The organism is Vibrio sp. 1078-1 (assembly GCF_033340475.1).
Map to the genome: position 1 here is coordinate 1 of NZ_JAWOWM010000760.1, position 546 is coordinate 546.

The 546-nt window shown below is 44.9% G+C and carries 1 protein-coding gene; it reads left to right on the forward strand.

The window, feature by feature from the left end; all coding sequences use genetic code 11:
- Positions 1-122 precede the first annotated feature (122 nt).
- Positions 123-546, forward strand: a 424-nt coding sequence (locus tag R7190_RS29915) for a substrate-binding domain-containing protein (protein WP_318138214.1), incomplete at its 3' end; no start/stop codon positions are given.

Genomic DNA, 546 nt, shown 5'->3' on the forward strand with positions numbered 1-546 from the left:
TGTAGCTAAATGAATGGACAAAATTGCTACATTTTTCCGCTGTGATTTTTATCACTAACAAATGGTCAAGGATGCACAAATATGTACAGCGAACACTCACCTCTACCAGTGGATGGATAACAATGAAATTAAAAAAACTACTCACAATCGCTGCCCTATCTGGCATGACAATGCTCAGTGCCTCTGCTAACGCTTTTTTTGGCTCCAATGACGATAACGTCAGACTTGGTTACCTCGTGAAGCAGCCGGAAGAGCCTTGGTTTCAAACCGAGTGGTCTTTTGCGGAAAAAGCAGCGAAGCAATACGATTTTGAATTGGTCAAGATGGCCGTGCCTGATGGTGAAAAAACGCTGAATGCGATTGATACGCTTGCTGCCAGCGGGGCGAAAGGCTTTGTAATTTGTACGCCAGATCCAAAGCTTGGCCCTGCGATTATGGCCAAAGCGAAAAGCTACGATTTGAAAGTTATTACCGTTGATGATCAGTTTCTAAACGCGAAAGGCGAACCGATGAAAGAGGTGCCTTTAGTGATGATGGCGGCGAGTG